Genomic DNA, 5,564 nt, shown 5'->3' with positions numbered 1-5,564 from the left:
CCAGCGCTCGCGGTACTGCGCCACAAGGCCCCGCACGTGCCGCGCCCCTACAGGGCACCCGTTCCCCTCCTCATCAGCATCGTCCTCACCGCGCTCGTGCTGTACGCCAGCGTGCAACTGGTCGCCCCGGGCGCTCCTTTCAGCTGGTTCAGCTCCTCCTACGCCCCCGACGGCTGGACCCACGCCGAACGCTGGAAGTACCTGCTGACGGAACTCATACCGCTCGTCGGATTCATGCTCCTCGGCGTCCTGTTCTGGACGCTGGGCGCGCCGACGCGCAGGGCGGAGGCCGGGGCGGCCGCGGCGCGGACGTGACGGACAGCGGCGGATGACGCATGCCATGGCCGACCGTGATCCGCCAGGTCGTCATGAACATCCGGCCCGCCCCGCGGGGATCAGGGCGCGGGGATCAGGGCGGGCCGGACGTGAAGGTGGGCGATGAGGTGCCGGGGCTGGTCGGCGCGCCCTCGCCCTCCCCCACCCGGATCCGGTCGAGCGGCTACGCTCTGACGCGCCGCTGAACACCCCCCGACCCGGCGACCTTCCACGGCGGCGGAGTGGCCGGCTACACCGACTACCCCACCCGTACCGTCCGAGGAACCGCATCATGCCCGCCTCCACACACCGCACCCCCTCCACGGCCGGCGAGGGGCCTATGAGCTACGCGATCTTCCAGCTCGCCCGCGCACACCGCGCCCGCGCCGCCGCCATGCTCCGCGAGATGGACCTGCATCCCGGACAGGAACTGCTGCTGATGCAACTCCTCGACCGGGACGGCCAGACCCAGTCGGAGCTGCTCGAAAGCGTCGGCCTGGACCACTCCACCGTCTCCAAGTCCCTGCGCCGCATGCAGGACGCCGGCCTGCTGGTGCGCGAGCCGGCCGCACACGACCGGCGTGTCATGGTCGTCCACCTCACCGACAAGGGCCGTGCCCTGCGCGAACCCATCGCGGCCATGTGGCGGTCCCTGGAGGAGACCTCCGCACGGGACCTCTCGGCGGAGCAGGCGGAGTCCTTCGTCCGTATCGCCTACGCCATCACCGACGCGATCAACAGCCGCGAGCTACCGCGGGAAGAGTCCGAGTAACTCCCCCGGTGCTGCCGTCCCGGTCAGGTGGTGAGGCCGGCGTCGCGGGCCACCAGGGCGGCCTGGACGCGGTTGGTGACCGCCAGCGCGGTCAGGATGCGGCTCACGTGGGCCTTGACGGTGCTCTCGCGCATGGCGAGACGGGTCGCGATGTCGGCGTTGGTGTCGCCCTGGGCGAGCAGGGCGAGTACGTCCCGTTCGCGGGGTGTGAGCCGCTCCAACTGTGCCTGGGCCGCTGCGACTTGGGGCTGGTTCGTGGCGTGGTAGCGGTCGATCAGACGCCGGGCCGCGGTGGGGTGGAGCATGGCCGACCCGGCGGCCACCAGGTGGACGGCACGCAGTATTTCGGCGGGGTCGGTGTCCTTGAGGAGGAACCCGTCGGCTCCGGCGGCGAGGGCGTCGTAGACGTATTCGTCGAGGTCGAACGTGGTGAGGGTGATCACCTTCGGGGGATGCGGCAGGGCCCGCAGCCGGGCCGTGGCGGTGATGCCGTCCATGCGTGGCATGCGAACGTCGACGAGGGCGACGTCGATGCGGTGAGCGGTGGCCTGCTCGACGGCCTGCAGTCCGTCGGCGGCCTGGGCCACGACCTCGATGCCGGGGTCGCCTTCGAGGAGGTCGGTAAGGCCGAGGCGGACCAGGGCGTCGTCGTCGACGATCATGGCGCGGATCATGTGGTGCCGTTCTGTTCTGTGCCGAGGGGGTGGGGGATGCGGGCGGCCACGCGCCACGCGCCCGCGCCGGCCGGTCCGGCGTTCAGGTGTCCGCCGAGGGTGGTGACGCGTTCGCGCAGGCCGACAAGTCCGTAGCCACTGCCGACGGTGTCCGTGCGGGGAGTGCCGGCAGGGTTGGTGACCTCGACGAGGGTGGCGGGCGGCCGGTAATCGATGCGTACGGTCACCGGAGCACCGTCGGCGTGCTTGCGGGCGTTGGTCAGCGCTTCCTGGACGACGCGGTGCACGGCCAGGCGGTGGGTGGTGGGAGCCTGTTCGGGACGGCCGTCGGTGATCAGCTCGACGTGCTGGCCGGCGGCGCGGGCCTCGTCCACCAGTTCCCTCACATCCCTCATCACCGGCGTGAGCGCGGCGTCGGCCGGCGTGGCGTCGGGGTCGCGCAGCACACCGAGTACGTCTCGCAGGTCGGTGAGGGCTTCGACGGATGCCGTGCGCAGCAGGCCGAGTCGTTCGACCACCGGTGCGGGCAGCGTGTCGCCCTTGGTGGCCAGCACGCCGGTGTGCAGGGCGATCAGGCTCAGGCGGTGAGCCAGGACGTCGTGCATCTCGGCGGCGATACGGGACCGTTCCGCGATGCGGGCCGCTTCCTCACGCAGCTGCGACTCGACACGCAGGTGCTCGACGTCCGCCGCCAGTGCCTGGACCAGACGGCGCCGGCCACCCCACCACAGCCCGACGAGCACGGCCAGCACCGGTAGCAGCAGCGTGGACGCGTAGGACTGCGCCGTCCACAGGGAGGTGGCCCGGTAGCCGATCAGGTTGGCGCCCAGGGCGGCGACGGCACATCCCACCGCCACCCGCGCCCGGCGATCCACGGCCAGGTCGAACAGGGCGACCGCGAACAGCGGCAGTAACGGCCATCCCCACCATGCCGTGGTCACGGTGACCAGGAGCGGTGCGACGGGCCAGCGCAGCCGGGGCACGAGCAGGGCCGCTCCGCACACCAGCGCCGCCGTGATGACGGCAGCGGGGTGGCGCCCTTCGAACGACATGTCGTTCAGCGCGGCGGCCACTACGCACAGCGCCACTAGTGCGCCTCGTCCGTAGGCCGGCCACCTGCGGCCTCCTCTGCTGCTCACCGGGCCCATGCTAGGCAGACCGGTGTGCGGTTCCGTCCGGCGATCGACGACGCTCACCCCCTACTTTCGTAGGGGCACGCCGTCGCAGAACGACGGATCCGATGTTGGACGGGGCTTTCTAGCGTCGATTCCATGAACGACTGGACCACCTCCCACGACCGTGTCCTGGCGCAGCGCAACGCCGAAGGCTGGATGTTCCTGATCGAAGCGGCCCGTGATCTGCGCACCACGGGTGCCATAGCTCCCAGCGGCACGGCCCTGGCCCGCGCGCTCACCGAACCGGTACGGACTCAGGCGCCCCGCCCGCTGGCGGTCCTGGAAGCCGGTGCCGGCACCGGTGGGGTCACTCCGGCCATGATCCCGCAGCTGTCCCGCGGCAGCCGCCTGGACATCGTCGAGGCCAACCCCCGTTTCGCCGCGCGACTGCGCCACCTCGTCACCACGCACCCGCACCTGGTGGCCAGTTCGGCGCAGGTGACCGTGCATCAGACCTACGTCGAGCAGCTCGACACCGACCAGCGGTACGACGTCATCGTGTCGGGGCTCCCGCTGACCAACTTCACGCCCGCGCAGGTCGAGCGGATCATGGCCCGTTACCTCGAGCTCCTCCACCCCGGCGGCACCCTGACCTACTTCGCCTACCTCGGCACCCGTAGGGCCCGCGTCCTGACGGCATCGCGAGCCGAGGCCCGCCGGCACGCCGCCGTCGACGAGATCATGGCCGCCTACCAGCGAACGTACGCCACGGGCCGCTGGACGGTATGGGCAAACCTGCCCCCAGCCTGCGTCTGGCACCTGCAACGTCCCTCCCTCTGCGCGGAGCACCCCCGCCTCGAGCCGCAGTGCGACGGGACGAGGCCGTGAACGCGCTGTCCGACATCCTCGGCGGCCTCCCGCCGACCGCGGCGTACGCGGTGGTGGCCGCCGCCGTCCTGGCCGAGTCGATCCTTCTCGTCGGCGCTTTCATCCCCACGCTGACCCTGCTCCTGACCGCCGGCGCACTGGCCCGCACCGGCCCCCTTAGCCTTCTTCTCGTCATCGCCGCCGCGGCCGGAGCGGTGGTGGCGGGCGACTTCCTCGCCCACCGCACCGGCAGGTTCCTCGGTGACCGGCTGCGCCAAGGCCGGATGGGCCGTCGGATACCGGGCGCCGCCTGGCACCAGGCCGAGACGCTGATGACGCGCCACGGCGGCCGGGCGGTCTTCCTGGCCCGCTTCCTGCCCGTGGTGCGCACCCTCGCCCCGCACTCCGCGGGCGCCACCCGGCTGCCCTACCGCCGCATCGCCCCGTACAGCGCCGTCGCCGCCTGTGTATGGGCCACCGCGGAAGCAGGTGTCGGATATGCCGCCGCGACCTCTCTCCAGCGCGTCCTCACCCTGGGCGGCCCGGCCCTCGCCCTGGCCGCTCTGGTGGTGATCGGGGGTGCCCTGCTGTGGCGGGCATGGTCAGGCAGGGTGGACGAGGCCGGTGTCGTAGGCGAAGATCACGGCCTGGACGCGGTCCCGGACCCCGATCTTGGTGAGGATGCTGCTCACGTGTGACTTGACGGTGGACTCGGCGAGGGAGAGGCGTTCGGCGATCTCGGTGTTGCTCCAGCCGGTCGCCATGGCGGTGAGCACCTCGCGTTCCCGGTTGGTGAGGCGGGCCAGCTGACGTTGCTGTTCGGGTGTGTGGCCCGGCAGCCGGCTGCCGAAGGCATCGATGAGCTTGCGGGTCAGACCGGGCGAGATGACGGCGTCCCCGGCGGCCACGGCGCGGATGCCGGCGACGAGTTCGTCGGGCAGGGCGTCCTTCAGCAGGAACCCCGAGGCTCCGGCCCGCAGGGCGTCGTAGGCGTATTCGTCGAGGTCGAAGGTGGTCAGGACCAGGATGCGGGAGCGTCCGCCGGACTCGACGATGCGTCTGGTGGCCTCGATGCCGTCCATGCCGGGCATGCGGACGTCCATGAGGACGACGTCGGGCTTGAGCTCGGCGGTCTTGCGGACGGCTTCGGCGCCGTGGGTGGCCTCACCGATGAGGGTGAGGTCGGGGTGCTGTTCCAGGAGCATGCTGAAGCCGAGACGTTGCAGGGCCTGGTCGTCGACGATGAGCACGGTGGTCATGTGCGCGGGTTCTCCGTTGTTGTCGTCGGGGTCGTTGTGACGGGCGGGGCGGTCAGGAGACGGGCGTGGACGCTCCAGCCGCCGTCACGGTTGGGTCCGGCGGTGACCCGGCCCTGGTAGATGGCCGCGCGCTCGCGCATACCGACCAGACCACGGCCGCTTCCGGTGTTCCGTCTGCGGGACCGGGGTGCGCGCGGGGGCCCGGTGTCCTCGACATCGACGTGGACCGTGTCGGAACCGACGGCCACCCGGACGGTGACGGAGGTGTCGGCGGCGGCGTACTTGAGGGTGTTGGTGAGGGCTTCCTGGACGATGCGGTAGACGGCGAGCTGGAGGCCCGGGGCCGGCGCGGTGAGGTCGCCGTCGGTGCTGAGGGTGACGGCCGTACCGGCCGCGCGGACACGTTCGATCAGCGGATCGAGGTCGGCCAGGCCGGGCTGCGGGGCGAGCGGGGCATCGTGCGGCCGGTCGGTCTCGTCGCCGATGACGGCGAGGAGGCGGCGCAGTTCGGCGAGGGCGCTGCGGCCGCTGCCGGCGATGATCCGCAGGGTCTCGGCACCGC

7 protein-coding genes and 1 pseudogene are annotated in these 5,564 nt (G+C 71.7%); 4 read left to right on the top strand and 4 right to left on the bottom strand.

Features of this window, described 5'->3' with window-relative positions; translation table 11 throughout:
- Both JF597_RS48855 and JF597_RS48850 read left to right on the top strand, forming a co-directional pair.
- Nucleotides 1-315: pseudogene (locus tag JF597_RS48855) on the top strand (APC family permease); the annotation flags it as partial.
- Between the two features lie 292 nt (nt 316-607).
- A complete protein-coding gene (locus JF597_RS48850; RefSeq protein WP_294012264.1) occupies nt 608-1,087 on the top strand; it encodes a MarR family winged helix-turn-helix transcriptional regulator in 480 nt (159 codons plus the stop codon).
- 23 nt (nt 1,088-1,110) lie between these two features.
- On the opposite strand, the gene JF597_RS48845 is transcribed toward JF597_RS48850, so the two are convergent.
- Nucleotides 1,111-1,761: a response regulator transcription factor gene (locus JF597_RS48845; protein ID WP_294012261.1), complete on the bottom strand. Its 651-nt coding sequence runs from the start codon at nt 1,759-1,761 to the stop codon at nt 1,111-1,113.
- A complete protein-coding gene (locus JF597_RS48840) occupies nt 1,758-2,813 on the bottom strand; it encodes a histidine kinase (protein ID WP_294012267.1) in 1,056 nt (351 codons plus the stop codon). The genes JF597_RS48845 and JF597_RS48840 overlap by 4 nt, the downstream gene beginning before the upstream one ends.
- Nucleotides 2,814-3,032: 219 nt before the next feature.
- On the opposite strand from JF597_RS48840, the gene JF597_RS48835 reads away from it, so the two are divergent.
- Entirely contained in the window at nt 3,033-3,764 is a 732-nt protein-coding gene (locus tag JF597_RS48835) for a methyltransferase domain-containing protein (protein ID WP_294012257.1), read from the top strand.
- On the top strand, nt 3,761-4,441 hold the full coding sequence (locus JF597_RS48830; RefSeq protein WP_294012254.1) for a DedA family protein: 681 nt from the start codon (nt 3,761-3,763) through the stop codon (nt 4,439-4,441). Before JF597_RS48835 ends, JF597_RS48830 begins: the two co-directional genes overlap by 4 nt.
- On the opposite strand, the gene JF597_RS48825 is transcribed toward JF597_RS48830, so the two are convergent.
- The gene (locus JF597_RS48825; protein WP_294012251.1) at nt 4,346-5,002 is read right to left on the bottom strand and encodes a response regulator transcription factor; all 657 of its coding nucleotides are present in this window, start codon (nt 5,000-5,002) and stop codon (nt 4,346-4,348) included. The genes JF597_RS48830 and JF597_RS48825 overlap by 96 nt on opposite strands.
- Nucleotides 4,999-5,564 (bottom strand): ATP-binding protein (locus JF597_RS48820; RefSeq protein ID WP_366916564.1); only part of this gene is annotated, 566 nt, incomplete at its 5' end. The genes JF597_RS48820 and JF597_RS48825, both read right to left, overlap by 4 nt.

Origin of the sequence: Streptomyces sp., assembly GCF_019510245.1 — a bacterium.
In the GTDB taxonomy this organism is placed as follows: Bacteria; Actinomycetota; Actinomycetes; order Streptomycetales; family Streptomycetaceae; genus Streptomyces.
Note: the sequence above shows the minus strand (reverse complement) of the source record. Positions and strands in the feature narration are given on the sequence as shown.

Bases quoted from the DNA above. Each gene is read 5' to 3' on its own strand.
- JF597_RS48850 (WP_294012264.1), top strand. From the start codon at position 608: ATGCCCGCCTCCACACACCGCACCCCCTCCACGGCCGGCGAGGGGCCT.
- JF597_RS48845 (WP_294012261.1), bottom strand. From the start codon at position 1,761: ATGATCCGCGCCATGATCGTCGACGACGACGCCCTGGTCCGCCTCGGC.
- JF597_RS48840 (WP_294012267.1), bottom strand. From the start codon at position 2,813: ATGTCGTTCGAAGGGCGCCACCCCGCTGCCGTCATCACGGCGGCGCTG.
- JF597_RS48835 (WP_294012257.1), top strand. From the start codon at position 3,033: ATGAACGACTGGACCACCTCCCACGACCGTGTCCTGGCGCAGCGCAAC.
- JF597_RS48825 (WP_294012251.1), bottom strand. From the start codon at position 5,002: ATGACCACCGTGCTCATCGTCGACGACCAGGCCCTGCAACGTCTCGGC.